Raw genomic sequence first — 23,124 nt, forward strand, 5'->3', positions numbered from 1 at the left:
GACCGGGAACTCCGTCCCCCCGGTCCAAAAAGCGGAGATCCCCCCGGGAATCTCCGCTTTTTGTCACATATCACTCTTCAGCGATCGCTTGTTCTCGTACATTTTTTTGTCCGCTTTCCGGAATACATCCGCGACAGACTCACCGGGCTGATGTCTTGCCATTCCGGCCGCCACCACCACCTGATTCTCCAGCTGGTGCTCATGGTTCAGTTTCGCGATCATGCCCATCAGAATGTCGATATTTTCATAGTCCTCCCCCTGTGCGACCACGGCAAACTCGTCACCGCCCATCCGGAAGACCGGACTTCTCTTGAACGTGTGGCAGATCATCTCACATCCGTCCATGATATAACGGTCCCCGGCCTGATGGCCCATGGTATCATTGATCCGCTTCAGTTCATTGATATCAAAGACCACAATGGCAAATTTCAGATCATTCTCTTCTTTTATCTGACGGTTCATCTGTGCTTCCAGATTCTGATAGGCGTTCTTTCGCTTTACACCGGTAAGTTCATCCTTGTTCGCCTCGGCCCTCATCGCGGAGATCGTCAACGCATATTCTTCCTTCCGCCGAACCTCGTCGTCCACATTGATGACACCGATAATGATCTTATCCTCCCCGTTCTCATGGAGAAGAATCGCCTTGAGAAGCATGTGCAGCGGCTTTCCCTGAATCATCAGCCGGTAACTGATCGTAAACATACCGTTTTTCCGGATGTCGCGCAGAATATTCTCCTTGGTAAACTGCTCAAAGAATAACTTCTGATCGTCCCTGAAAATTACATTCTGTCCGTTAATTCTGGTCTGTCCGTAAAAATCTTCTCCCTGTGTGACAATTCCGACGGTATCGTATTCCTCACTGGATTCAAACTGCAGATAGGAATCGGTCTCCGGATCGACGGAATAGATCGCCATAATCTCGCCGGACAGCGCCGCAATTCTGGCAAAAGACATCTTCTCTTCGCGGATCCGCTCCAATGCCTGCTGCTGGCGCATCTGTGCGTCAACATTATTGATTCCGAGAATCACATTATTTCCCTTGCCTCTTGTCTTGACGATCTTCATGTTAACATAGACCGGTGTTCCATCGATCATGTTCCGGTACGTCAGTGTAAACGTGCCGTGCTCCTGGAGTCCCTGTTCAATCTTCTCCCTGGTGAACTCCTGAAGGAACATCTCCAGATCCTCTTTATAGATCATGTCCTTCGCCACTTCATAGCTTTCCCGGAAGAAATCTTTTCCGCGGCGTTCGATGGAAACATCCCGGTTTTGTCCGTTCGGGGAATACTCCGTGAATTCACCGGTATCCATATTGATAAAATACAGGTAAATGTAGTCTTCCGACAGCGCTCTCGCGATATAGTTGTACGTCAGACCATTCTTCTCGCCGGTTCCTTCCGTCGCCGAGAGAACAACAACGATCACCGCCGCCACGCCGGTAACCGGATTGATCGCAGCTCTGCGGATCAGAAGCTGGATGTTCTTTCCGTCGGACGTGCGGTCATCGATGATCGTGCGTACTCCGTCCTTCGCGCAGCGGAATACCGCATTCAGAGAATACGCTCCGGCCCGGTTCGGATACTCACTGACATCAAAATCAGTTCTTCCGTAGGTTGACGGGAAATTTTCCTGTATAAAACTCCGGAACGTCTCATTACAGCGCACCACCGACATATGTTCACCCTTACACTCCACAATGATCATGGGCCAGGTGTCGAAATAATTCTTCAGAGACTCATCCTCCGAGTCTTCCATCGAGAGATTGTACAGATTGATTCTTCCGAGCTGGGCATAATACCCGGCTTCCGCCGGATTTTCAAATCCGATCTGCCGATTCGTCCGATAACGTTCCAGAAGCTGTTCCAGGGAAACCGGCCTACAGAAGTAATATCCCTGCAGCATCGTGCAGCCGATATCCTTCAGGAAATCGGCCTGCTCTTTGGTCTCCACGCCCTCAGCAATGGTATCCATGCCAAGCGAAAGCGCCATCCGGGCAATCTCGGTGACAATAATCTTCGACCGTTCCTCTTCTTCCAGCTGCCGCACAAACAGCATGTCGATCTTGATCAGATCAAACGGAATGGTCTGAAGAAGTGACGGTGACGAGTATCCGCTTCCATAATCATCCATCCAGACAGGGAACCCAAGACGCTTCAGCCGTTTGATCTCCTCCGTCATGTATTCCACGTCATCCGCGAGAGCGCTTTCCGTGATCTCAATAATCACCTTGTCCCGCTCAATCCCCGACTCATCCACGCGCCTGCGGATCTCCTCCACGATATCGCAGGCATAAAAATCCGACCTGGACAGATTCAGAGACTGCGGAACCACATAGAGACCATTATCTGCCTGAACCTTCATTTTCTGAAGGACGTTCTCGAGAACATACAGATCCAGTTTGTAGCTGCTGTTGGTCTCTTCCAGTGTCGGAACGAAGATCCCCGGGCTCAGAACCCCCTTTTCCGGATCCTTCCATCGGGACAGTGTCTCCTCACAGCAGACTTTTCCATTCGCCGTGCGGATGATCGGCTGATAATAGACTTCGATCTGTCGTTCCCGGATTGCTCGGTCCAGATTATCGATTATAAACTGCTTCTTTTCAATCTCGACCAGCATTTCTTTATCGAACGGATAGATCTTTGATTTATAATTGCGCCGCATGGAGTCACAGGCAATCTTCGCGCGGTCACACGCTCCGCTGATGCTGATCGTCTCGTCATCATAAGTGTAAAAGCCGATTCGGAGCGGCATGTATCGCCCTTTTTCCTTTTCCTCGTTTTCCGCAATCAGAATCTCCGCTTTTTCTTTTGCACTTTCCGCGTCGGTAAACACACAGAAATGATCCGCGCTGAAACGGCTGCAGTTTTCATGACTGAACAGTTCAATGATCCGATCGGAAAAAACCTTCAAAAAACGGTCTCCGCCTTCCATGCCGAATTTCTGGTTGAAGGCCTTCATCCCGACAAAATCCATATAAAGGATCACGGGAATTTTTCCCTTTTCACGAATTTCCTGACAGCCCACTTCCGCAAGATCAAAAAAGTAGGTCATCGTCGGAAGACCGGTCAGATAATCGTGATCCATCCGGCTGGTATGGCTTCTCTCCATCAGTTGTTTTGACAGCATATTCTGCACGCTGTCTGCACGGTTCCGGCGGGTCTTCTCATTTTCCACATACGGTCCCTGGTCGGTATACCATACGAAAGCAAGGCGGACATTCTTCTCCTTAAAGATATGCCTTCCGTAGGCATGAATGATCCGGTACTGTCCATCCCGCATGGTCCGGTAAATGACATCGTAGCTGCTCTCCTCCGTCGCAAAACGGTAGGCCGCATTGCCAAGCTCCGCCATATCATCCGGATGGGTATCGCGGTACATATTGTTGTCCATCAGATCGTATACATCCTGCCGGGGCATATCGGAATATCCGAACAGATCGATGAATCCCTGCGACAGGACAACTGTGATTACTCTTTTATTGATAAACTGGTATATCGCATAAGGAACATCGCTTTTCTCCAGAAAAGCCAATTCTTCCTCACTGTATCTGAACTTATCCAAAAGAGCCCTCCCCTTTTTCACGCGATGAGCCGGAATCCACTGTAAAAGTTTTCCTCCGTATCGCGTCGATTTCATCCTCACGGAGCATTTTTTGTGTTATCGGCATTCTAGAGAAGCATCCCAATAACGCAAAAATATCTGCTATATTGTATTTTACCATGCAAACAATACAGCAGATACGCATATTTCAGTTTTTTTTCGATTTTTGTGTGTTATTTTGTCCGAATCATCCGCTCCAGCCAGTCTTTCAGGATTACCGCCTGATTCTCCTCCCGGTTTTTTGCAGAATACAGAAGAAACACATCCTGATCTGCAAGAATCTCTTTGATTTTTTCAGCCAGTTCCGGCATGTTCCGGTTGAAATTCAGTTCTTCCCGGTAGCGTTCCGCAAACGCTGCGAACCGCTGCGGATCATGACTGAACCATTTCCGAAGCGCCTTGGACGGCGCCGCAGTCTGAGCCCAGTCAAAAGGCGTGATCCGTTCTTTCTTTAATCCCCTCGGCCACAGGCGGTCCACCAGAATCCGGTATCCTTCCATCTCCGGCGTCACCTCGTAAACCCGCATGATTCTGATCTCATGGTTCATGACTGACGGACGACTCATAACCGTCTTCGCCCCCGAACCTTCCCCCGCGGACATGACAGCCTGCGAATTCATAACCGCCCCCTAAAATACGCTACCGGATCTGCCTGATCCCAGCTTTCTTTTTCGCAGATCTCACAGGCAGTCAGCGGGTATTTTTCGGATGCGTGATGCCGTTTTACGCACTCCTCACAGTTTCGGTACAGGTCACATCCTGTGTTTTTACACGGACAGGCTTCGGCACAGTATTTCTGAATCATGGATTCGGTCCCTCCTCATTTTCCCAAACATGAACATTTTCATCCTAACGATTTATTTTGAAAAAATCCGTATCCGGGGATACCGAATTGATATTTTGTCCGTTTTCTTCTGACTTTAACATTTCCAAAAGAATTGTCCGCCATACCCGATCAAATCTGTCTCTTGATCCACTCCATGAGAACACTGACAATATATTCCTGTTCCGCAGAGTTAAGAATTTTTCCGGCCGGGATATGGTGCCATTTCTCCAGACATGTCCGGCAGCAGCATCCGGTCGCATGCTGGGCCAGAAACACCGGATGACCTTTCATCGGCGTCTGTTTGCCGTCATGATCCGGCGCTTCCGGCGCAAGCCGCTTTGCCACAAAGTCCTCCGCATGTCGCCGGATCGTATCCCAGCCTTTATCTCTGATATATTCCCGGTCTTTTGCGGTCAGCCGGAACCGGCTTCGAAATGCGGACCGTCCAAGGTGCTCCCAAAGATCCGATTTCTCCGGGAGACGATACGAGATCTTTTCCGCCAAACCCGCACCCGGATAATAACTGTAACCGGATTTCCTCGCCTGTTCCATCTGATCCCGGCGTTCGATATGGTAGGTTTTCCCATCTTTCAGGAATAACGCTCCGGTCTGTTTAAATGTAAACGGAACTCCGCATCGGATGCATTCTCTTCGCACTTCCTGAATCCAGTGAAAATCACAGGGTCTTGCATTCGGCCCCGATTCTCCGCCGCAGGTGACATGTTCAATCTGTCCGGTCGCGAGATATTGCTCCATCCTGATCTCGCCAAGCATCGGCTCGGAGATCACTTCCCGATGTTTCAAGGGAAGCCGGAGTAGAATGGGAAGCCGGTAATCGGTTCTATCCTGGTTTTCACAGGTACTGCAAATCGTCACATGCTCCCAGCCGTCGCCCCAGTCGGGCGGGAGACATGCCGCAGCCCGGTCAATCCGCTTGGTGATGATATAGAAACTCAGATCCTTCCGCTCCCTGATCATATCCCAGCACTCCATCCGCCAGTCATCTGCTTCATCCAAAAAGAAATCCGAGGTCATGCAGGTATAGACAATTCCGTCACCGGCGGTCAGTTTGTAACCGCCCTGACGGTTCTTTCTGACCGGCAGATTGTAGTCTCCGGTTTTCGCCACGATGCCGGCATCTTTTCCGACGCTTTCATCCCGTCTGTATACGTAACAGTTGGCACATCCCGGACTGATCTTCTTACAACCGTGCCATGGATTCCAAATCGTCATGTTCTCCTCCCGTCAAATTGTTCTTGCATCTCCGGGCCGAATTCGCCTATAGTAATACTGTCATCGGCTGATCGGGTACATTGCCGGATCAGTCATCACCAAAACAAAGATAAAAACGCAACGCATGCGACAAACATGCCAGAGCCGGTAGGTAGCCCGGCCGTCACAGAATTCTCTGTGGTAAGTAACCTGCCCCTCCGGGTTGTCCGTTCTTTGTTCATGTACTATCCAAAGGAGGGATTGTCATGGACAAATGCAGCGAACGGCTGACCGTATTCTTTGAAGACCCTTTCTGGGTCGGAATCTTTGAGCTCGAGCAGGACGGACATCTGTCTGCCTGCAAAATCACTTTCGGAGCAGAACCCCGAGACTGGGAAATCCGCGATTTCATTCTTCGGGAATACGATCATCTGCGCTTCAGTCCCGCTGTGGCAGCTGCCGCAAAAGAAAAGACCGTAAATCCGAAACGGCGCCAGCGCGAAGCGCATCGGCATCTCGAAACTGTCGGAATCGGAACCAAAGCCCAGCAGGCTTTGAAAATGCAGCAGGAGCAGAACAAACGAAACCGCAAAGTGAATAGCAGGGCGCAAAAGCTTGCGGAGCAGGAGCGGTTGTTTGATCTGAAACAGCAAAAAAAACGGGCAAAGCACCGGGGCCGATAAGGCCTCCGGTGCTTTGTTTTCATCTCAGATCAGCTCTCCGCTGAAATGCTGAATCTCATGCTGAATGATCTGCGCCGTATAGCCGCTGAACTTTCCATGTTTCTTCTGGAAATTCCGGTCCAGAAAATCCACTTCGATCTCCTGATATCTCGTGCAGGATCGAACGCCCTCCAGCGAAAGACACCCTTCTTCCGCCTGATACTCGCCGGTCTTGGCTGTGATGACCGGATTTACCATCACCGTCAGGAAAGGCCCGTTTTCAAAAGCAATGATCTGTTTCTTCTCACCGATCATATTGGCCGCCATACCCACACAGCGATCCAGATGTGCTTTCAGGGTATCCAGCAGATCCACGATAATCTGCTGATCCGCCTCCGTCGCAGGCTCCGATTCCTGCTGCAGAAAAATCGGATCTCTCACAATTGGTCTTACCATGAGTCACCTCCTGATCAACGTATGCAACTCAGATATAGTAAACGTAATTCTCTTTTCTCGGCGGTGCCTCTTTTGCCGGGCTCGCCGCATAGCCGAGCGCGCAGTGACCGATTCCCTCATAATCGCCCTCGATGCCGAGTCTCTTCAGAATGTTCTTTCCGAAATCCGACTCAAACTCCTCTTTGGCGCGGTTGATCCAGATGTTCGCAACGCCAAGGCTTTCCGCAGCATTCATGAGATTGCCCATGACGAGTGTTCCGTCATAAACATGATTCGGAGATGCCTTATCCGCTACAACGATCAGAATAACCGGCGCTCCGTAGAACGGATCAAAGCCTTCCTTCCATCCGCCGATCTTCCGGTTCTCTTCCATAATCTCATCGCGAAGTTTTTTATCGGTGACAGCGATGATGACCGCGCTCTGCATGTTCTTTCCGGACGGCGCATAGGTACCGGCCCTGATGATCGCCTTCAGCTCTTCCTCTTTGATCATATCCGGTTTGAAATCTCTGCAGCTTCTTCTGTTTTCAAGTACTTTCAGCGTTTCGTTCATATCATTTCCTCTCTGTCGAACACTTGAATCGCCGTTTTCCTCCTAAACTATAGCACAGAATGTTCCGCAAAACATATACCCGAATGTGACGTTTTCATCCGAAAAAAATGCTGCCATACCGGCATGGTACAGCAGCATTCTCATTCAAATATTGGTCTGATTCAGGCCGACTCGCCTGCCCTCCGGGCATCCTTTCCGGAAAGAGCACGAACACAGAAGCCGAACACATTTCTCACCAGCGGCCCTGCAAAAAAGATCTGCCAGCAGAGAGCCATCGGGAAATTCATCGCGGTTGTCTGGAACCAGACTGCGACGAACTGGCTTCCCGCATTCTTAAACAGAAGCGTTGCGGCCAGACTCATGAGCGGACACATCAGGCATACGGACATCGCAGAGATGGCCAGAACGATCAGGATCATCGGGTCCTTCCCCGGGGTGACAAACCGGAAGGCAAGGATCTGTGCCAGTTTTCCGACAAAAAGCAGTTCGATCACAACGGCAACCGGCCACATAATCAGCATCTCCTGAAACGCGGCGAGAAACACGAAATTCTGCATACCGCCGACATTGAGGGCGATATTGTAAAGAATCATGGCATACACCATGACAAAAGCCATGAAGAGGGTAAAGACGACATCCTGAAACTTATTCTGCGGTAACACGTTAACATTCTCCTTTCAAAAAGAGGGAAGATTTCAGCGTGTTGTTCGTTATCGCCCGAATGGGTGTGCGTTTCCAATAATACCTGTCCTGCATCTTCTGATTTCAAATTTACAGCAATGCAGGAGATTATAGCAGTTTTTCACCGATCGTGTAATACTGTTTTTATTTTTGTACATGGAGGATCCGCAGTCCCGCAGACGGCTGTCATTTCATCTCTCAGGTCTGAATCCGCTCCGGATTTCGATCCGCCTCTCAAGTCTGAATCTGCCCCGGATTCCTTTTCGTCTCTCAGGCCTGAATCTGTCCCGGATGTTCTTCCGTGTTCTTCATGTCGTTTCTGCGGCTCTCCGCTTTCTCATCCCAGACCGGCACCGTAACGCCGACCACTTCCGAAGTAAACGGACTCCCGTCCCCGCTTTCGTAGTGTTCCTGCGCCTTTTTCACATAACGGAAGCCGAGATACAGCAGGGGAATGTTGCAGTACGCGATGAGAATATTGGCAAAATCCGACAGATCCCACAGCGCTCCCAGATCCATTCCCACAATCGACGTGAGCATTCCGAAACATACCACGACAAGATCCAGGCCGCGGATCACATTGATAAATGCCGGCTTACGGCTGATCCGGTTTGCACAGATCTCGGAAAATGAGATGAATCCGAGAAGACACGTAAATGCAAACAGACCAAAACAGAGCGAGATCAGAAGCGTCACTGCCGTGTTCAGCTCCGTTCCCGGTGTGAGCTCTGCAGCGGATGCGAGATATTTCGGAAGCTTTCCCATTTCAAACCATGCCGCACCGGCATCCGTCATCCATACCCGGCCCATGATAACCACAAAACCGGTCAGCGTACAGATCACGATGGTATCCAGGAATACGCCGATGGCCTGTACGCAGCCCTGATCACACGGATGTGCCGCATCGGAGGCAGCCGCCGGCATGGTGATGGTTCCCTGACCGGCTTCATTGGACATCAGTCCGCGCTTTACGCCCTGCATCAGGGCAATTCCAAAGGCACCGCCGAATACGGCCTCCGGGTGAAATGCCTCCGTCAATACGGCGTAGAAAAACCACGGAATCCGCGGCAGATTCAGAAGAATCAGGATCAGAACCGTCAGAACGTACACAATCGCCATGATCGGAACCAGCACGTCCGTCACTCTGGAAATCTTCTTTGTGCCGCCGAAGGAGATGGCGATCGCCGCGATTACGGTGATCGCAAAACCGATCCAATATACGGCATGCGTGGTCGGAAGCTCTGTTCCGACAAGGATGGACGCGATCTGCCCCATCGCGGATACGGAGTTGAAGCCCTGAGCCGGAAGGCATAACAGCGCATACACGATATACATCAGGGAAAGAATGACGCCGACCACAGCCGAATTCTTCAGCAGCCGCCGGCCGTAAAAGGCCATTCCGCCGATGTATTCGTCATCTTTTCTCTCTTTGAAGATCTGTGACAATGTCGACTCGACAAACGCGGTTGACATGCCGAAAAAAGCGGAAATCCACATCCACAGAAGTGCTCCCGGACCGCCGACCGACACGGCTCCCGTGACACCCAGAATGTTGCCCGGGCCGACCCGCATCGCGGTCGACAGGAAAAAGGAGGCAAGCGGCGAAATGCCTGTTTTTGCCTTGCTGTTCTTTAACACCTGAAGCCCCCTCCGGAATTTCCGGATCTGAATAAACCGAAGCCGGAATGAAAAGTATATCCCCGAGCCGATCAAAAGGATGATCGCAAGAGAAAAATTTCCCAGAACCGGAATTCCCGCATACCAGGAAATGTTGGTGGGAAAATCCCAGAACAGATCCGATACGATCTGAATTCTTCCGCAGACCGCGGAAATCACATTTAACAAAGTCTCCATACCATGTCCCCTCTCCCAAACCAGGCGAAACGCGCTCCGCAGATTCCGCCCGTTATCGCATTCGCCGACAGACCCGGATCTCCATATCTGCATTTCCGCAGACCTGACTGTCCGCCATGCATACCTGACTGTCCGCCATGCATACCTGACTGTCTGCACATGCATATCTGACTGTCTGCACATGCATATCTGACTGTCTGCACATGCATACCTGACTGTCTGCACATGCATATCCGACTAACTGCCCATGCATATCTGACTATCTGCACATCCGCATGGACACAGGCTTACCGCTCACAACGATCCGGTTCGCCGCGAAATGTCCGAAGATGATTCTGCCGACATTTTCATCGTACAACATCAAGTCAAGTCCTGTTATATTTTTTTAAAATCTTCTCCGGAACGGTGTCCCTTCGGCAGCCGTGTGCTATAATGGCATTATGCAAAAACTCCGAGCTTTTAAGCCTAAAAAGAGCGCTTTCTTCATGGTTTTTAAGACGCAGATTTCGATCCGCCGGGGTATGAATGGAAACAGACATGCCTTCCTTATTGAAAAGGAGTCACAATGAAAAAAATTGATCTCAGAACGCTCATTTTTATGACGCTGTGCTGCGACCTTGGTTTGTGTGCCAAAAAACTGATCGCCCCCGCTGCCAATGTCATAACTGAATTTCTTCACATTCCCGGCGGCATCGCCACCGGATTTTCCCTCATGTTTCTGGTAATCGCAGCTTCCCTGATTCCTGTACGGAGCTGCGCTCTCATCATGTCCGTCCTTCAGAGCATTCTGGCTCTGTGCTTCGGAATGACCGGAAGCATGGGAATTCTTGCGCCCATCGGCTACATTCTCCCCGGAATTGTCATTGATTCCGTGATGTTCTTCTCGGAAAAGTTCGCCGGCTCACGGCGTCACGGCATTCTGGCCGCTTCGATCCTGTCCTCGGCCGCGGCCTGTCTTGCGGCGGATTTCCTGATCTTCCGTCTGCACGGTCTCGTTCTCACCGTCTACGTCCTCGTTGCCGTAACGAGCGGCTCGGTTTTCGGACTTCTGGCGCAGACACTGTCGGAAAAACTCCGCCCGGTCATCCTCATGCAACACAATACCGAAAACACTGCCACATTGTCCAAAAAGGAGATCTCATGAAAAGAAAAAGCATCGCTGTCGTAATCCTCTTACTGATCCTGACCGGTATCGTATCCTTTCTCTATCTTCGCTCCCGAAAGGACGCCCCGAAGGGCTCTCTTACCGTAACCTGCGACGGCCGGACCGAACTTGTCGATCCGTTCCGCGCACCGCCGGTATCTGTCCGTGGAACAACCGTGAACAGTAAAGGGCAGAAGAAAGACATCGATGAGACCGGCGTTTCTCTCTCCGGCGTCATCGCACTGACCGGCTTCGGGAAGGAGCCGTATACCTCGGCCCGCGTGGTATCCTCCGATGAATACGCTGCAGACGTGACCGCCGACGAGATCTCCGACCCGCAGAAAGTCTTTCTCGTCCGTTCGGAATCAAAGGACGGAAGCGGTGAAATCCGACTGATTGTCTTTGGAGACGAAAACTCGAAGCGCCAGATCAAGGACGTGACAAGAATTGAGTTGCAGAAATAGAACAAAGTCTGCAACCGGCCTCGGCTCCCCCTTTCACTCACTCCTGCGGGGAGCCTGCGGACTTCGGAGTCCTGAAAAAACGCCGCCATACACAGATCAGCCGAGAAGCACACGGAGCAAATGAAACGCATGGGACAAACGGTGAAAACAGAACACATGGGACAACTGAAACAGCATCATGAATTCAGCGGCATCATACTGGCCGGCGGAAAGAGCAGCCGGATGGGAACCGATAAGGCCTCTCTGTGCCTGAACGGAAAAAGTTTTCTGGACATCCAGATTGAGAAGCTTCGCCGGGCCGGCGCCGGCGAGATTCTGATCTCCTGCCGGTCCAGTTCTCCGGAAGGTCCCGCCCTTTCGTACGGTATTCATACGTCCGAAATTCATGTGGACGGTATTCGTACGGACGAAAAGACACCCCGCCCCGGCACAGACTACCGCTCCTGCCGCATCCCGGAGCATGAATTGCCCGCACACCCGGTTTCGGCCCGAATCCCGCAGAACGGGTCCCTCCTGCGCCGCATCCCGGATCTTATCCCGGACTGCGGTCCCCTCGGCGGGATGTACTCTTGCTTTTCGGAGTGCCGTTTCCCTTTCGCTCTCGTTCTCAGCGTCGATACGCCGCTTCTCACCGCAGATACACTGAGCCGCCTTCTGGACGCGCATATCGCCTCGCCGCACGACGCGACCGTCTTATCCTTCCGGGGAAGGATACAGCCGCTGATTGCGGTGTACCGGACCGATACTGCCGGAATTCTGAGAGAACTGATCCGTCAGAAAAAACTGGCAGTCAGAGCCTTTCTGGATCGGCTCGACTGCCAGTTTATGGAATATCACGGTGATGAAAAAGAACTCCTCAACTGCAACACGAAGGAAGATCTCACGCTTTTTCAAGCTTGACCGCACACACCTTGTATTCCGGGATGCGCGCAAACTCATCCAGCGCCGCATTGGTGATCATGTTGACCGGAGAATCCGGGAAATGGAACGGCATCCAGGTTTCTCCCGCCGATACCTTTCTTCCGACTCTCGCCCTGGCGGTGATCGTCCCTCTTCGGCTGCTCACCCGGACGGTGTCTCCGCTCCGGATGCCCATTCGCCCGGCATCGCGGAAGTTCAGCTCGATGAATCCCTCTCCCGACAGATCCATCAGTCCCGGCGAGCGGGACGTCTGTGAAAATGCATTGTAGTGATACAGAATCCGCCCGGTCATCAGGATGAACGGATATTCTTCATCCGGAAGTTCCTGTGCCTCTTTAAACTCCGCCGGATACAGAAGCACCTTTCCCCGAACCGGTCCCGCCGCATGCATGATCGGTGTACCCGGATGATCCTTCTCCGGGCAAGGCCACTGCAGGTCTTCTCCCGCATCCAGTCTCTCGTAGCTGATGCCGTGATAACTCGGTGTCAGCTCCGCAATCTCGTCCATAATCTGTGCCGGTGTCAGATACGGCTGCGGATATCCCATCGCATTCATCAGATCGATGAGAATGTCCGTGTCCGGGCGCATTTCTCCATCGAGGGTCACCGCCTTGCGGATTCTCTGGACTCTTCGCTCTGTATTGGTAAAGGTTCCCTCTTTTTCCGCAAAACTCTTCGCCGGGAGAATCACATCCGCATATTCCGCGGTTTTCGTCATGAACAGATCCTGTACCACCAGAAATTCCAGACTCTCCATCGCTTTGAGAATATGATGCGTATCCGGATCGGAAACCACCGGATCTTCTCCGCAGATGTACAGGCCTTTGATTTTTCCCTCGATCGCTGCCGGAAATACCTCCGTCGCCCGAAGTCCCGGCTTCGGGTTCAGCGGAACTCCCCAGGCCTTCTCGAATTTCTTCCGTACAGCCTCATTGTCCACTTTCTGATATCCCGGATAATCCGTTGACATTGCGCCCATATCACAGGCACCCTGCACATTATTCTGGCCGCGCAGCGGGTTCACGCCGCAGCCGCTCCGGCCGATCTTGCCGCAGATCGCCGCCATATTGGAGAGGCTCATAACGCCTTCGGTTCCGGTGGAATGCTCCGTCACGCCGAGGCAGTAGATGATCGGCGCTTTCTTCGCGCAGGCATACATTCTGGCCGCTTCGCGAAGCATATCCGGGTCAATGTGGCAGATCTCTCCGACTCTCTCCGGCGTATACTCCGCCACCAGTTTCTTCAGTTCCTCAAAACCTTCTACATATTTTTCGATGTATTCGTGATCGATCAGGTCCTCCTCGATCATCACATGCATCATGCCGTTCGCAAACGCCACATTGGTTCCCGGACGGAGCTTCAGATGAATGTCCGCCTGTCCGGAAAGCCCGATATTGCGCGGATCAACCACGATGAGTTTTGTGCCGTTCTTCACCGCCTTCCGGATCTGCATTCCGATGACCGGATGCGCTTCCTCCGGATTCGAACCCACGAGAAGAATCGCATCGACATCATGCGTGATGTCATAGATCGGATTCGTCATCGCGCCGGAGCCGAGGGTCTTCGCCAGTCCCGCGACCGAGGCCGAGTGACAGACTCTTGCACAGTTGTCCGTCGTGTTGGTTCCGAAGCAGGTGCGGACCATCTTCTGCACCATGTAGACGTCTTCGTTGGAAGATCGGGAGCAGGCAAATCCCGCCAGAGAATCGCACCCGTATTTCTCCCGGATCTCCAGAAACCGCTTCGCCGTATAAGAGATTGCCTCCTCCCATGTGGCTTCCCGGAATGTGCCGGTGCTCCGGTCTTTGATCAGCGGTTTCTTCAGCCGGTCCTCCGCGTGAACGAAATCAAAGCTTCCGTTTCTTCCTTTGACGCAGAGTCTCCGGTGATTCGCCGGTCCGTCCGCCGATTCTACATTGACAATCCGTCCGTTTTTCACCACGAGGTCAAACTGACAGCCGGTTGCGCAGTGCGGACAGGTCGTCCGGACTTTCTTTACTTCCCACTCCCGGTAGTTCTTCTCCCGCTTCAGGACAATCGCTCCGGTCGGACAGACGGATGCACAGTTTCCGCAGCTCTCGCACTCCGTCTCCTTATAATTCTTTCCAAACGGCGCTTCCACAATATGGAAATTGCCGAGACGGCCGCTTTTGATCGCCCCGTTGCAGGCAATCCGGTGACATACGTTGATGCATCGCTGACAGTGAATGCATTTGCTCGGATCGTAGCTGATATACGGGTTATCGTCCAGCAGGGGAAGCTTTGTTTCGATCTTCACGCGGTTTCCCTTGTGCTCCGCACGTTCCACGCCGTATTCATTGCAGAGTTTCTGGAGCTCACACGTTCCGTTTGCCGGACAGCTCATGCAGTCCTGGTTGTGATTTGACAAAATGAGCTTCAGCATATTTTTCCGGTAGTCGGTCAGTTTTTCCGACTCCGTCGTGATCTCCATTCCTTCCGCCACTTTGGTTCTGCAGGCCGGAAGAAGCATGTCAAAACCGTTCGCCTCCACCATGCACATTCTGCAGGAACCGATATCGGACACGCCTTTCAGATAACACAGCGTCGGAATCACAATGCCGCGCGCTCTCGCCGCTTCCAGGATGGTCGTTCCCTCTTCCGCCTGACAGCGGGAGCCGTTCATCGAAAAAGAAATCATTCTCCTCTTCCTCCTTCCATCGCACCGCAGCCGTAGTGATCGCAGCGAAGGCATCTCCCCGACTCCCTCAGCGCCTCTTCCGGTGTCATCTTTAATTCCACATGTTCAAAATTGGTCCTCCGCTCAAACGGATCCTTCTCCTCGATCTCCGCTCTTCCGGTCGGAATACACGGATTCGGCACTGCAGCCGGAATCTCCGCATCCAGTTTTATCTTATGGTGGTATCCGAGATACTCATCAATGTTAAAGGCCGCAACCTGTCCCGCTGCGATCGCGTTGATCGCGGTGGACGGACCGGTCACGCAGTCGCCGCCGGAAAAGACACCGTCCATACCGTTGACCATGCAGGTCTCATCCGCGTCGATCCGTCCGCGGTTCGTCGGAATTCCCTCCTTTTCGAACGCCGCGACATCACTCCTCTGTCCGACGCCAAGGATCAGCAGATCACACTTGAAACGGTACGGATAGTTGCTGGAATGTTCCGTCGTCACAAATCCCAGCTTGTCGATCGGTCCGACAATCTCCGGCTGAAGCCATACCGCGTGCACTTCGTTCGTCACCGGATCTGTCTCGATATTCAGAAAGTTCAGCAGTGTCCGGAACCGGACTCCTTCCTGCATCGCCGACTCGATCTCGCTCTCCAGCGCGGTGTAATCGTCCCGTTTCCGCGTAAAGACATGAATGGATTCCGCATTCAGTCTCGCTGCGGTCCGCGCCGCATCCATGGCAACATTTCCGCCGCCGATCAGCACAACCTTTTTTCCGGTGAGATCCGTCATCCGGCCGGTCGCCGCCTCCTGGAGAAAATCTGCCGCGGGAATGACATTTTTGGCGTCCGCCCCTTCCATCGGCATCCGGTTTCCGATCTGCGCGCCGATTCCGAGATAGACTGCGTCATGACCGTTCCGGATTTCCTCAAAGGTGATGTCCTTTCCAATCTTGATCCCCGTACAGACATGAATATCGCCCGCTTTCAGAATCGCATGGATATCCTCATCCAGCCGCGCTTTCGGAAGCCGGTACTCCGGAATTCCGTACCGGAGCATACCGCCGAGTTTTTCATGCTCTTCATAGAGATCGACTTTATGCCCCATCAGGGAAAGAAAATACGCCGCGGTAAGTCCGGACGGTCCGCCCCCGACGATCGCAACCTTCTTCCCGGTACAGACATTTTTTTCCGGTGTCGGGACAGTATCCGCTGTCACGCAGTCCACCGCGTATTTCTTGAGTCCGCGGATATTAAGCGGCGCATCGATCAGGGAACGGCGGCATTTGCGCTCGCACGGATGCTCGCAGACCATCGCACAGGCGGTCGGGAACGGGTTCCGGTTCCGGATGACTTTGATCGCCCCCGCATAATCCCCCGCCTTGATCATGGCAATGTATCCCGGAACATCGACATGAGCCGGGCACAGTGTCACACACGGAATGGTCTGACTTGCGTTTCCGACGCAGCGGCGCTCCCGGATATGACTTTCATATTCATCCGCGAACTCCTCCAGCGACTCCAGAATCAGCTTTGCTCCCGCAACGCCGACCGCGCAGTCTGCCGTCTCCGCGATCATGCGGCATTTGCTCTCGATCTCCTTCAGCACGTCGCTGTCCGCATCGCCGTTGATGATACTCTTCAGCAGAAAGTCAACCTCTCCCAGCCCGTCACGGCACGGAACGCATTTTCCGCAGGACTGATTCATGGAAATCTGGAGAAGTGACCGGTACAATACGAGAGGGCACATCCCCGGCGGATACGATGTCATTCTTGCCCGGAATTTCCGGAGCACGACATCGGTCCGGTCATTGAGACTGCCCTTTTTCATCAATGATCTCATAGCTACCCCCTGAACAAATTTTTTATTCAATGGACCATCGTCCTATATCCTTTATTTTATCAGAGTTGTCAGCAATCGTCGTTGTTTCCTTTTAATTTTTAAAAAACTTTTTTGCCGCGCAAAAATCAGCGATGGACTCACCGTTTCCCGGAATCCATAAATCTTATCATTTCATAATACGGTATTTCCTGAAAATCATTTTTGACGTAAGCCTTTATCGCCCTTTTGTTTTCTTTTTCCACTTCCAGTCTGTGCACGGCATCCGGATACTGTGTCTTGAGGTAATCAAAGAACCGGGTGGCAACGCCGGTCCCTCTCAATTCATTTTCCAAATACAGATCTTCGATCCAGATGCAGGGTCTGCCGAATTCCGTGCTATAGCTGTGCGCGACCATTGCATAGCCCTTGATCGATCCTTCCCGGTCCGGAAAAACAAATCCTTCCAGATAGGGGGAATCCGATATGCATTCATCCACATCATTGATATAGATCTCTTCCGATCCGTCTGTTATTACCGCATCGGAATGATAAAAATCTTTCATCTTCGCCAGCACATAAGGCCTGTCTTCCGCTGTCATTCTTCTCATGTTCTCTCTCATTTTATCTCGTTATCTCTTTTTGTCTCGTTATCTCTTTTTGTCCCGCTATTGCTCTTTTGTTTCTTCATCTCTCATTTTGTCTCTGAAAATGCCGGTTTGCGGTTCTCCTGTTCTTCTCCGGCAAGCGCTCTTTCATCCGATTCCCGGATCATCTTTACATGCGGGATTCCATCCTCGATAAAGGCATCCGATACGACGCGAAATCCTTCTCTGGCATAATATCCGATCGCATACTGCTGTGCCTCCAGATAGATTTTCTTTGCGTGAAACCGCTCTTCCGCAACCCTGATTCCACAGCGAAGAAGCTGTCCTCCCACACCTTTTCCATGTTCGAGAGTGACAACTCTTCCGATCTGCGCAACGCCTGCCGCCTCATCATTCCAGAAAACCCGAAGGCATGCCGCCACACGTCCCTGCTCATTCAGGCAAAACACATGGTACGCATCCTGATCCTTATCATCCAGATCCGGATACAGGCATTCCTGTTCGATGACAAAGATTTCAAATCTTGTTTTCAGAATCTCATACAGTTCGGAAACGGTAAGGTCCGCAAAACGTTTAACATAGAATTTCATGGACGTTTTCCTCCTGAAAAAACAGGCATCCGTCCACGAATCTTATAGCGCATACACGCCGTACCTGCGATCCGGGGGTCGGATGCCATCATGCTGCTGTTCCGGTGAACCGCAGCGGCAATTTGTTTATTCTCTTTATGGATAAAATTCTACTCCCGTTTGGCCGGCATGTCAATTTTGGTCATTTCATCGTTTCTTTTCCCTGCACTCATCTCAGAATCAGTCTCGGAATCCGGAGGTGATGAATGATCACGATCCCGACATCCATAAAAAGATGCGCAATCAGCGTCGAGACCAGAACTCCGTTGGATTTCCACAGAAACTGACTGAAAAAGCCGTACCAGATGATGAACGCCGAATACGCCCCCATCAGGAAAAGTATCGGCAGATTCTTCCACAATCCGGCCATATCGCCTTTGAACCCATCCCAGGTGACATCAAAGTAAAACAGTCTGCCGATTACCATCATCACAAAATAGATGATAATCGTCCCGTAATTCGGACTCTGATAGATAAAACAGATGTAGACCAGAATCAGGATGACATAGATGGAACTGAGCAGCCGGATGCTGGATCTCTGTTTCGCGTCGATATAGCGAAGCCGTACCAGAACACGGTCAAATATGCGGTTCAGAACCATGGCTGCCATCAGGAACGCCACCAGAATCCAGTCTTTGTATGTATCCCATATCCGATGTACCGTGCGCAGATTGATCCGGTCATTGATGATGTAGTAAAGGCTGAGAAGCAGCAGCACCGCCGTGCTGGCAAATGCCATCTCATAAAAGGATTCGATGAACGCAAACGAGCGAATGTCGATGGGGTGCCGCGGCAAATCCGCATACCGGCTCTCTCCGCTTCGGGTATCCCGTTCTTTCCGGAACCGGGCGATCGCAATGATCAGTCCCATAACGACAAGCAATGCGAGAAAGCTGATCAGAAAATACGGACCCGCTTTTTTCAGATCAAAGTAATGCTGTGCATATTCCTGTAATTCCATAAAACTGCTGAACCTGACTTTCCGGCCGGAGATCCGGTTTCCGGATCTCTTCTCCTTTTTTTATGCGTTTTTGCATTTCATAGAAGTGCTATCACAGGACGGATGGAAATGCAAGTGATTATATTTTATCCACTTTAAGATTTCTTCGGCTAAAACCTATTATCATCTCTGTCATCCGCGCCGAAAAAACACCCGAAAAGACTGTAACATCTGGAACAGCAGAACTCCGGAAAGGATATCTATATGCTTCAGAAACAATTTACCTTTCAGACATTGGACGAATTGAACAGAATCTGTTCTCAGATCTCCGAAAGCGATTCCTATCAGACCGCTTCCGGCATTCTCCTTCAGCTCAGCAATCCGAGACTCGATACCGATGATGACAAAATCATGGAAATCATCCGCGAAAAATGCGGCAAAGCATGTCTTATCGGCATTACCAGCGCCAATATCGCCGATCTGGAATTCGATATCAGCGAGAATCCCGCAGAGCTGAATGTGACCTATTTCCGCACGACAACGCTCACAAAATTTGATTATGATATGACGCAAATGACGGGCTTTGTGGCCGGCCGTATTCTGAATGAACAGCTGCAGCAGCTCCCTGATGCAAAATGCATGATGATCTGTTATTCCTGCAGCAGTGCGGTCAGCCATGCATTTCATGAGGAAATCAGCCACCACAAGATCCCGATCTTCGGAGCCAAGGCCGGACGAAGCATCCGTGCGCTGAATACGGCATATGTATACGGCAGTACCGCCCGTGCCGACGGCATCACCGTCGTCATTTTCTCCGGCCGGGATCTCCGGTTTTATATGGATAACTGCCTCGGATTCAAAGAAATCGGCATCGAGATGACCGTAACCCAGACCAGCGGCGATCAGATCATCACCGAGATCGACCACAAACCGGCAGTGGACGTCTACTCCAAATACCTAAATGTACGCCCGAACCGCTACTTTGTGCAGAACGTATGTGAATTCCCGCTGGTGTTTCACCGGCGAAACTGTGTGGTCTCCAGAGTTCCGTCCGCGTGCGGGGAAGACGGCTCCATCCACTTTACGTCCGACGTGATCAAGGGCGAGCATTTCCGTCTTTCCTACGGAAATCCCGACCAGCTTCTGCGCATTGTGAACCAGTCCTCCGAGAACCTCAAAAAGTTCTGCCCGGAAGCGGTCTTTCTCTTTGAATGCGGAAACCGCGTTCGTTTTCTGAAGACGGCCGCCCATCAGGATACTGCGGGCTACCGCGCTTTCTTCCCGGAACTCTCGGTGTCCGTCGGATACGCAGAGCTCTTCTTCTCCTCCACCGGAGACGGCAGCGCGCTGAACAGCGCTCTGGTCGCGGTAGGTCTTACCGAAGATGCCTCCGCGAAGAATACGGTTCGAACCTGTCTCAATGAGATCCGGGATACCCCCGTACCGGAACAGGAAAACGAGTATGTTCCCTTCGTCGACCGGATTCTTCATCTTCTGGAGACGACATCCGGCGAACTGGATGCACTCAACAAGGAGCTGGGCCGGATTGCATACACCGATCAGCTCACCAGAATTTACAATCGCTGGGAGCTGGAAAACAAGCTCCACGAAATCCTGAAGCTCCGGGAATCCGATCACGCACCGGCCTCTCTGCTTTTTATGGATATCGATCATTTCAAGCGGGTCAATGATACCTTCGGCCATGATGTCGGCGATATGGTACTTCGCGCAACCGTCGATCTGATCAAGGAAAGCCTGCAGCCAAAGCACGTTTTCGGCCGCTGGGGCGGAGAGGAATTTATCTATGCTCTTCCGGATACCCCCCTCCCGGAGGCAATGGCCTTTGCCGAGAAACTTCGGGCAAAGATCGAAGAAAACTGCTATGTCACCGTCAAGCACATTACCATGAGCTTTGGCGTGACGGCCGTAAAAGATAACGATTCGCTGGAGTCATTTGTCAAGCGGGCCGATGAGGCGCTGTATCAGGCAAAAAAAGGAGGACGAAACCGGGTGGTTGGAATCTGAGGCCGGATCCATTGATCCGACCTGCACCTTCCGTCCCGGATGCGTCCTTCTTCATCCTCTGCGTCTTACGATCTCCAATATGCTGTGATGCTGTATTTTCCTCGGTTCAAATTTGATGAGACTGAACACAATCTGCATGACAATGCCAGCTCCGAAAGTACTGACGATGGTGCCGATTCCAACCGGACCGCCCAGCATCCATCCAAACAGAAGAGCCATCGACAGTAGACCGAACTGAACCGCTCCGATCGGGAATCGGCGGAGCCTTTTTCCAAGTCCGACCAGAAGGGTGTCCCTCGGTCCGCAGCACTGGGCGGAGGACATATAAAAATACTGGCCGACGGACATCAGCGCAAGTCCCGCCACAATAGTCAGACATCCGGTCAGGATGCCGTTCGTTTTGGGCAGCGTATCCAGATCATTGAAGATCTGCACAAAATTTCCGGTCAGCAGCGCGTCCAGAACGGTTCCGAAACCGATCTTTTCATGCATCCACACGTCGATCAGCAGAATGAGAATGCCCATCACCGTCATGGAAAGTCCATAATTCAGCGGTGTCTGTTTCGCGATTCCCATACCGAAACAGTCCCACGGCGAAAGACCGAGATCCGCACGGATCGTCAAATGCACCCCCAGTGCAAAGATCAGCAGTCCCCCTATGATCTGAATCCACCCTGTAACCATTTTCTTCCGGCTCATAACACACTCTCTTTTCCGTTTTTCTTCACTATAACATATATTTCATACGGAAAAAACCGCCGGGAGAATTCGGTTTAACGCCTCAGCACTGTCTTTATCCCCACACTTCCTCTGCAATCTCTTTGACCAGCTTCAGCTTCGCCCACTGTTCTTCTTCGGTCAGCTTGTTGCCGATCTCGCAGGATGCAAAGCCGCACTGCGGACTCAGGCAAAGCCGCTCCAGCGGAATGTACCTCGCCGCCTCGTGAATCCGGTCGATCACGGTCTGCCTGTCTTCCAGTACCGGCGACTTTGTGGTGATCAGGCCCAGAACCACTTTCTTGTCTTCCGATACTCTGGCCAGCGGGGCAAATCCGCCGGACCGCTCATCATCATACTCCAGAAAGAGCGCGTCAACCTTTTCCTTTGCAAAGACATAATCCGCAACCGGGTCATACGGACCGCTCGTAAAATAGGTGGAATGGTAGTTACCGCGGCAGATATGCGAGTTGATCACCATGTCTGCCGGCTTTCCTTCGAGCGCAAGGTTATTGACTTTCAGAAGCTGTGCCTTGACTTCCTCCAGATCGATTCCGAGAGCCTTGTATCTCTGTTTTGCCGCATCCCCGACAATCGCTCCCCAGGTACAGTCATCGATCTGAAGATTCCGGCAGCCCGCTTCGTAGAACTGACGGATCACATCCCGATATGCGGCCGCAATGTCCTCGATCAGCTCATCATTTGTCGGATAGAACTTCCGGGTCGACTCGATATTGACCGGGACGATCATCTGCTGGAAAGTCTGTGCCGGTGCCGGAATGGTGTATTTCGCAACGGTGTTTTCATCCTCAAACTGCTTCAGGAACTTAAAATACTCCACAAACGGATGTGCCTTCGCCCGGATCTTTCCGACAAGATACGTGTCATCCAGCACGGCAAGTTCCTGATTGAACTGCACGCCGTTTCCCGTCGCTCTGTGCTCCACGCCTTCCAGTCCCCACATAAAGTCGAGATGCCAGAAGCTTCTCCGGAATTCACCGTCGGTGATCACGTGAAAGCCGAGTTCTTTCTGCTTTCTGACCACGTTCGCAATCTCCGCATTGACCACGTTATCATATTCCTCCTGACCGATCGTTCCTGCCTGATAAGCAGCCTTCGCCTCTTTCAGTGCCTGCGGTCTCAGGAAACTCCCGACAAAATCATAGCGAAACGGTGTCTGTAATGTACTCATCGTGTCAAATCTCCTCTCCGTAAAATGTGTTCTATGCTGAGGAGTATAAGTCTATTATTTTGATAGGTAAAATATATATTCTTGTGGTTTCTCCATAGCTTCCATCTATCGTGCATGGTATAATTCAAATGTGTTCTATACCCAAGCGAATCGATTCGCGTTTTTCGACAGGAAAG

At 51.7% G+C, this 23,124-nt stretch carries 20 protein-coding genes, 1 pseudogene and 1 riboswitch; of the genes and pseudogenes, 5 read left to right on the forward strand and 16 right to left on the reverse strand.

The window, feature by feature from the left end; translation table 11 throughout:
- Positions 1 to 63 precede the first annotated feature (63 nt).
- From BR86_RS14415 to BR86_RS16650, 5 genes and pseudogenes are all read right to left on the reverse strand, one after another.
- Positions 64 to 3,561: an EAL domain-containing protein gene (locus tag BR86_RS14415; protein ID WP_038287369.1), complete on the reverse strand. Its 3,498-nt coding sequence runs from the start codon at positions 3,559 to 3,561 to the stop codon at positions 64 to 66.
- Between the two features lie 212 nt (positions 3,562 to 3,773).
- Positions 3,774 to 4,220: a DUF488 domain-containing protein gene (locus tag BR86_RS0100450; protein ID WP_242841533.1), complete on the reverse strand. Its 447-nt coding sequence runs from the start codon at positions 4,218 to 4,220 to the stop codon at positions 3,774 to 3,776.
- Complete coding sequence (locus BR86_RS0100455) at positions 4,217 to 4,405, reverse strand: hypothetical protein (protein WP_031471056.1); 189 nt, start codon at positions 4,403 to 4,405, stop codon at positions 4,217 to 4,219. Before BR86_RS0100455 ends, BR86_RS0100450 begins: the two co-directional genes overlap by 4 nt.
- Before the next feature lie 150 nt (positions 4,406 to 4,555).
- Positions 4,556 to 4,930: a DUF4186 domain-containing protein gene (locus tag BR86_RS16645; protein ID WP_408644130.1), complete on the reverse strand. Its 375-nt coding sequence runs from the start codon at positions 4,928 to 4,930 to the stop codon at positions 4,556 to 4,558.
- Positions 4,931 to 4,945: 15 nt separating this feature from the next.
- A pseudogene (locus tag BR86_RS16650) lies at positions 4,946 to 5,659 on the reverse strand (DUF5131 family protein); the annotation flags it as partial.
- Between the two features lie 245 nt (positions 5,660 to 5,904).
- On the opposite strand from BR86_RS16650, the gene BR86_RS0100465 reads away from it, so the two are divergent.
- On the forward strand, positions 5,905 to 6,321 hold the full coding sequence (locus tag BR86_RS0100465) for a YjdF family protein (RefSeq protein WP_031471058.1): 417 nt from the start codon (positions 5,905 to 5,907) through the stop codon (positions 6,319 to 6,321).
- A gap of 24 nt (positions 6,322 to 6,345) precedes the next feature.
- On the opposite strand, the gene BR86_RS0100470 is transcribed toward BR86_RS0100465, so the two are convergent.
- The 4 genes from BR86_RS0100470 to BR86_RS0100485 form a co-directional block, all read right to left on the reverse strand.
- The gene (locus BR86_RS0100470; protein ID WP_031471059.1) at positions 6,346 to 6,756 is read right to left on the reverse strand and encodes a peptide deformylase; all 411 of its coding nucleotides are present in this window, start codon (positions 6,754 to 6,756) and stop codon (positions 6,346 to 6,348) included.
- A gap of 28 nt (positions 6,757 to 6,784) precedes the next feature.
- Entirely contained in the window at positions 6,785 to 7,309 is a 525-nt protein-coding gene (locus BR86_RS0100475; protein WP_031471060.1) for a nitroreductase, read from the reverse strand.
- A gap of 161 nt (positions 7,310 to 7,470) precedes the next feature.
- Positions 7,471 to 7,971 carry a DUF2798 domain-containing protein gene (locus BR86_RS0100480; RefSeq protein WP_031471061.1) on the reverse strand — a complete coding sequence of 167 codons (501 nt, stop codon included), beginning with the start codon at positions 7,969 to 7,971 and terminating at the stop codon, positions 7,471 to 7,473.
- Between the two features lie 289 nt (positions 7,972 to 8,260).
- Positions 8,261 to 9,844 (reverse strand): alanine/glycine:cation symporter family protein, encoded by a 1,584-nt coding sequence (locus BR86_RS0100485; protein WP_031471062.1) that lies wholly within the window; start codon positions 9,842 to 9,844, stop codon positions 8,261 to 8,263.
- A gap of 437 nt (positions 9,845 to 10,281) precedes the next feature.
- A riboswitch (molybdenum cofactor riboswitch) is annotated at positions 10,282 to 10,420 on the forward strand.
- On the opposite strand from BR86_RS0100485, the gene BR86_RS0100500 reads away from it, so the two are divergent.
- The 3 genes from BR86_RS0100500 to mobA all read left to right on the forward strand — a co-directional run bounded on the left by BR86_RS0100500 (position 10,410) and on the right by mobA (position 12,352).
- Positions 10,410 to 10,988, forward strand: a complete 579-nt coding sequence (locus BR86_RS0100500; RefSeq protein ID WP_031471063.1) for a hypothetical protein — start codon at positions 10,410 to 10,412, stop codon at positions 10,986 to 10,988. It overlaps the preceding riboswitch by 11 nt.
- Positions 10,985 to 11,452: a hypothetical protein gene (locus tag BR86_RS0100505; protein WP_031471064.1), complete on the forward strand. Its 468-nt coding sequence runs from the start codon at positions 10,985 to 10,987 to the stop codon at positions 11,450 to 11,452. Before BR86_RS0100500 ends, BR86_RS0100505 begins: the two co-directional genes overlap by 4 nt.
- 156 nt (positions 11,453 to 11,608) lie before the next feature.
- A complete protein-coding gene (mobA, locus tag BR86_RS0100510; protein ID WP_031471065.1) occupies positions 11,609 to 12,352 on the forward strand; it encodes a molybdenum cofactor guanylyltransferase in 744 nt (247 codons plus the stop codon).
- Here the strand turns inward: mobA and fdhF are convergent.
- The 5 genes from fdhF to BR86_RS0100535 all read right to left on the reverse strand — a co-directional run bounded on the left by fdhF (position 12,333) and on the right by BR86_RS0100535 (position 19,035).
- On the reverse strand, positions 12,333 to 15,032 hold the full coding sequence (gene fdhF / locus BR86_RS0100515) for a formate dehydrogenase subunit alpha (RefSeq protein ID WP_031471066.1): 2,700 nt from the start codon (positions 15,030 to 15,032) through the stop codon (positions 12,333 to 12,335). The two genes, mobA and fdhF, sit on opposite strands and share 20 nt — an antisense overlap.
- A complete protein-coding gene (locus BR86_RS0100520; protein ID WP_143099278.1) occupies positions 15,029 to 16,861 on the reverse strand; it encodes an NAD(P)-binding protein in 1,833 nt (610 codons plus the stop codon). The genes fdhF and BR86_RS0100520 overlap by 4 nt, the downstream gene beginning before the upstream one ends.
- A 137-nt stretch (positions 16,862 to 16,998) precedes the next feature.
- Positions 16,999 to 17,448 carry a GNAT family N-acetyltransferase gene (locus tag BR86_RS0100525; RefSeq protein ID WP_242841534.1) on the reverse strand — a complete coding sequence of 150 codons (450 nt, stop codon included), beginning with the start codon at positions 17,446 to 17,448 and terminating at the stop codon, positions 16,999 to 17,001.
- 83 nt (positions 17,449 to 17,531) lie between these two features.
- Entirely contained in the window at positions 17,532 to 18,035 is a 504-nt protein-coding gene (locus tag BR86_RS0100530; protein WP_075034381.1) for a GNAT family N-acetyltransferase, read from the reverse strand.
- 208 nt (positions 18,036 to 18,243) lie between these two features.
- The gene (locus tag BR86_RS0100535; protein ID WP_031471070.1) at positions 18,244 to 19,035 is read right to left on the reverse strand and encodes a hypothetical protein; all 792 of its coding nucleotides are present in this window, start codon (positions 19,033 to 19,035) and stop codon (positions 18,244 to 18,246) included.
- A gap of 243 nt (positions 19,036 to 19,278) precedes the next feature.
- Here BR86_RS0100535 and BR86_RS0100540 point away from each other — a divergent pair, with 243 nt between their 5' ends.
- Complete coding sequence (locus BR86_RS0100540; RefSeq protein ID WP_031471071.1) at positions 19,279 to 21,039, forward strand: sensor domain-containing diguanylate cyclase; 1,761 nt, start codon at positions 19,279 to 19,281, stop codon at positions 21,037 to 21,039.
- Between the two features lie 51 nt (positions 21,040 to 21,090).
- Here the strand turns inward: BR86_RS0100540 and BR86_RS0100545 are convergent, their stop codons facing one another.
- Positions 21,091 to 21,738 carry a YczE/YyaS/YitT family protein gene (locus BR86_RS0100545; RefSeq protein ID WP_051684483.1) on the reverse strand — a complete coding sequence of 216 codons (648 nt, stop codon included), beginning with the start codon at positions 21,736 to 21,738 and terminating at the stop codon, positions 21,091 to 21,093.
- A gap of 94 nt (positions 21,739 to 21,832) precedes the next feature.
- Positions 21,833 to 22,948 (reverse strand): 5-methyltetrahydropteroyltriglutamate--homocysteine S-methyltransferase, encoded by a 1,116-nt coding sequence (locus BR86_RS0100550; protein WP_031471073.1) that lies wholly within the window; start codon positions 22,946 to 22,948, stop codon positions 21,833 to 21,835.
- Positions 22,949 to 23,124 lie beyond the last annotated feature (176 nt).

Source organism: [Clostridium] aminophilum DSM 10710, assembly GCF_000711825.1.
Classification (GTDB): Bacteria; Bacillota; Clostridia; order Lachnospirales; family Lachnospiraceae; genus Clostridium_R; species Clostridium_R aminophilum.

Bases quoted from the DNA above. Each gene is read 5' to 3' on its own strand.
- BR86_RS0100525 (WP_242841534.1), bottom strand. From the start codon at position 17,448: ATGAGAAGAATGACAGCGGAAGACAGGCCTTATGTGCTGGCGAAGATG.
- BR86_RS0100520 (WP_143099278.1), bottom strand. From the start codon at position 16,861: ATGAGATCATTGATGAAAAAGGGCAGTCTCAATGACCGGACCGATGTC.
- BR86_RS0100465 (WP_031471058.1), top strand. From the start codon at position 5,905: ATGGACAAATGCAGCGAACGGCTGACCGTATTCTTTGAAGACCCTTTC.
- BR86_RS0100535 (WP_031471070.1), bottom strand. From the start codon at position 19,035: ATGGAATTACAGGAATATGCACAGCATTACTTTGATCTGAAAAAAGCG.
- BR86_RS0100530 (WP_075034381.1), bottom strand. From the start codon at position 18,035: ATGAAATTCTATGTTAAACGTTTTGCGGACCTTACCGTTTCCGAACTG.
- BR86_RS0100545 (WP_051684483.1), bottom strand. From the start codon at position 21,738: ATGAGCCGGAAGAAAATGGTTACAGGGTGGATTCAGATCATAGGGGGA.
- fdhF (WP_031471066.1), bottom strand. From the start codon at position 15,032: ATGATTTCTTTTTCGATGAACGGCTCCCGCTGTCAGGCGGAAGAGGGA.
- BR86_RS0100475 (WP_031471060.1), bottom strand. From the start codon at position 7,309: ATGAACGAAACGCTGAAAGTACTTGAAAACAGAAGAAGCTGCAGAGAT.
- BR86_RS0100500 (WP_031471063.1), top strand. From the start codon at position 10,410: ATGAAAAAAATTGATCTCAGAACGCTCATTTTTATGACGCTGTGCTGC.
- BR86_RS0100550 (WP_031471073.1), bottom strand. From the start codon at position 22,948: ATGAGTACATTACAGACACCGTTTCGCTATGATTTTGTCGGGAGTTTC.
- BR86_RS0100485 (WP_031471062.1), bottom strand. From the start codon at position 9,844: ATGGAGACTTTGTTAAATGTGATTTCCGCGGTCTGCGGAAGAATTCAG.
- BR86_RS0100540 (WP_031471071.1), top strand. From the start codon at position 19,279: ATGCTTCAGAAACAATTTACCTTTCAGACATTGGACGAATTGAACAGA.
- BR86_RS0100455 (WP_031471056.1), bottom strand. From the start codon at position 4,405: ATGATTCAGAAATACTGTGCCGAAGCCTGTCCGTGTAAAAACACAGGA.
- BR86_RS0100470 (WP_031471059.1), bottom strand. From the start codon at position 6,756: ATGGTAAGACCAATTGTGAGAGATCCGATTTTTCTGCAGCAGGAATCG.
- BR86_RS0100505 (WP_031471064.1), top strand. From the start codon at position 10,985: ATGAAAAGAAAAAGCATCGCTGTCGTAATCCTCTTACTGATCCTGACC.
- BR86_RS0100450 (WP_242841533.1), bottom strand. From the start codon at position 4,220: ATGAATTCGCAGGCTGTCATGTCCGCGGGGGAAGGTTCGGGGGCGAAG.
- mobA (WP_031471065.1), top strand. From the start codon at position 11,609: ATGGGACAACTGAAACAGCATCATGAATTCAGCGGCATCATACTGGCC.